Source organism: Anaerolineae bacterium, from assembly GCA_014360855.1.
In the GTDB taxonomy this organism is placed as follows: Bacteria; Chloroflexota; Anaerolineae; order JACIWP01; family JACIWP01; genus JACIWP01.
Genome location: JACIWP010000342.1, coordinates 1 through 2832, shown reverse-complemented (window position 1 = coordinate 2832; position 2832 = coordinate 1). Strand labels below are relative to the sequence as shown.

3 protein-coding genes are annotated in these 2832 nt (G+C 63.3%); all 3 read right to left on the bottom strand.

The genetic code is table 11. The annotated features are described in order from the left end of the window. The coding region (locus tag H5T60_13725) for a TlpA family protein disulfide reductase (protein ID MBC7243491.1) at window positions 1–449 on the bottom strand (449 nt) is incomplete at its 3' end. Between the two features lie 107 nt (window positions 450–556). Then, window positions 557–1870, bottom strand: coding sequence for an AAA-associated domain-containing protein (locus H5T60_13720; GenBank protein MBC7243490.1), 1314 nt, complete (start codon window positions 1868–1870; stop codon window positions 557–559). 4 nt (window positions 1871–1874) lie between these two features. Continuing rightward, window positions 1875–2832: ABC transporter permease subunit (locus H5T60_13715; protein ID MBC7243489.1), on the bottom strand; the 958-nt coding region annotated here is incomplete at its 5' end.

Sequence of the window (2832 nt, the reverse complement as noted above, 5' to 3'; positions counted from 1 at the left end):
CCCTGCGGCGTAAGGAAAAAGATGGTTGGCGTGCCGGAGACGCGATAGGCGCTGATGGCCTGTATAGAACGGACAGTTCCGATGGGGAAGGTCAAATGCTGTTGGACGATCAGCTCCAGCACGTCATCGCGCGACCCCAGGCCCATGAATTCCCCCACATCAATGCCCAGAAACAGCACCTGGCCGCCGTACTGGGCGTGCAGTTCCTGGATCACCGGCAGCTGGCGGTGGCAGTAGCCACAGCGGCCGGCCAGCACCACCAGCACCACTGGCCGGCCCTGCGCTACCACCTCCGAAAACTGCACCGAGCTCCCTCCCAGGATATCCTCCCCTTGATAGACCTCGATGCGGAAATCGGCCGGCAGGTTGGTCTGGATGATCTGGGCGAGGGAAGGGGTGGCGGCGGTGCCGGCGCTCCCGCCGCAGGCAGAGAACAGGATGGCCATCATGCCGGCCGCTGTCAAGGCCGTTCCTATGCGCCGCAGGCATTGCAAGTGCGCCGCAAGTCTCATCCTGAATATCCTTATCCACCATTCCGCAGCATGGGCCGGCGTTATTACGCCGCCGTCTTGACCGCCGGCGCCCGTTCCAGGAAGATCACCTCGCGGTCGTCATCATAAGACAACAGCTCCGCATAGCGTCCCCACTCAATGATGATATCGAGCTGGCGCTCCGCTTCCTCGGACGGGAATTCCAGTTCCAGCGCCCGCAGGATCACCTCCCGCTCCAATTCATTGCCCTCGGCGGCCTTTAACAGTCCCATCAACCAGCGGAAGAGAGGAATGCGCGAGATGCGGGTGGCGAAAATCTCTTTGCGGGCCAGGATGCTGGCGGCGGCGAAGGTCTCACCAAGCGGGGTGATGATAAAGTCGCCCTGGCCGACGGTGCCGAAGCCGAGCATTTCCGCCGCATCAATCAGACGGAACAGGTAATCGTCGTCCACCCCGAGTTCGTCTTTGAGGACGTAGACATCATGGGAGGGTTTGGCGCTTTCTGCGACATGTTCCAGCAGGCCGGCGAGGTCGCTGATGCGGATGGCCGGCAGAGAGCGCGTGCGTCCCGGCTCGCCCGGCGCGGTGCCCAATTCGATCGCTTCCGGCTGGGTCTGGCCCACCAACAGCGCATACACCTGATCCACGATGCGCAGATATTCCGGGGATTTCCGCTGTCGGGGATGGGGCAGGCCGATCTGCAGTTCGTTGACAATGCGCCCGGGGCCCTTCTCCATCACCACGATGCGGTCCGCCAGATACACCGCTTCGTCAATGTTATGGGTGACCATCAAAATGGCCTTGGTGGGGATTTTGCCCCCCACCCACAGTTCCAACAGTTCGCCACGCAGGGATTCGGCGCTCAACACGTCCAGCGCGGAAAACGGTTCATCCAGGCAGAGCAGTTCCGGCTCCACCGCCATGGCGCGGGCAAAGCCCACTTTCTGGCGCATGCCGCCGGAAAGCTCGCGCGGGTAGGCCATTTCGAAACCGTCGAGGCCGACCACGTCGATCCAATCCAGGGCGCGGGCAACGCGGAGCTTGGCCGGCACCCCCTTGGCCTTGAGCGCGACCTCCACGTTCTCCAGCACCGTCAGCCAAGGGAACAGGGCAAAGGTTTGGAACACGATAGTCGCATGGGGATTGACGCCGCGCAATGGTTCTCCGCGGTACAGCACCGTGCCCTCCGACGGGGGCTGCAGGCCGGTGATGATCCGCAAGAGCGTGCTCTTGCCACAGCCAGATGGCCCCAGCAGGACCACAAACTCCCCCTCGCGCACGGTCAGGTTGACATCCTGCACCGCGGTGAACCTGCGCTCGCCGCGGCCGTACATCTGATACACATGCTGAAGCTCGACAATGGCTTGATCTTTGGCCATGAGACTACTCCATGCGGAAGCGCTCCTGCGCCACCTGATACAAGCGGTGCCACAGGACGCGGTTGATCAGTACGACGGTGACGATCATGGACAAGGTGGCGGCCAGCAGGAGCGGATAATCGCCGGCGGCAGTGGCCCGCGCGATCAGCGCCCCAATGCCGGTGGTGCTCATAGTGCGGCCCGCGAACTCCACATGCTCCGCCACGATGCTGGCGTTCCAGGCCCCGCCGGAAGCGGTGATGGCGCCAGTGATCAGGTACGGGAAGAGTGCCGGCAGGATGAGCAGGCGCCAGCGTTCCCAATGGGTTAACTGCAGGAGCGCAGTAGTGTATTTCAGATCCTGCGGGATGGCCGAGGCGCCGGCGATCACGTTGAACAACACGTACCACTGCGTCCCCATAAGCATGAGGAACACCGAGGCCACATTCAGCCCGCCGAAAATCCTCGTCAGGAACAGCAGGAAGACGGGGAACAACGCCGTCGCCGGCACGGAGGCCACGATCTGTACGATGGGCTGTACCAGGTTGGCCACTGCCGGCGAGGTGCCGATGGCCACTCCTACCGGCAGGGTCCATGCCAGCGTGATGATCAGGGAAATGGTAACTCTGAGCAGGGTTGCCAGCACCCCAAGCCCAATCTCCCCCCACTGCTGGCCCGGCACCATGAGCAGCATCTCGCCGGCGCGGAAGACCCCGTACGCCAGCGCCGCGCCGAAAATGCCGGCGAGGATGTACCCCGCCCAGGGGCGCGTGCGCCGGCCGGGGGCCGGCGCCTGTTCTGCCGGCCAGACGCGTACCATCCACTCATCCAGCTTTTCCTGGAAGGGGGCCCAGATATGGGCGCTCCACCACTTCCAGAGGTGGGAGTTCTGGAGCAGGTCATAGAACCATGAGCGGGGTGGAAAGTCGCTTTCCACCGTCTCCAGCTTGAACTTATCCGCCCAGACCAGCAGGGGCCGCCAG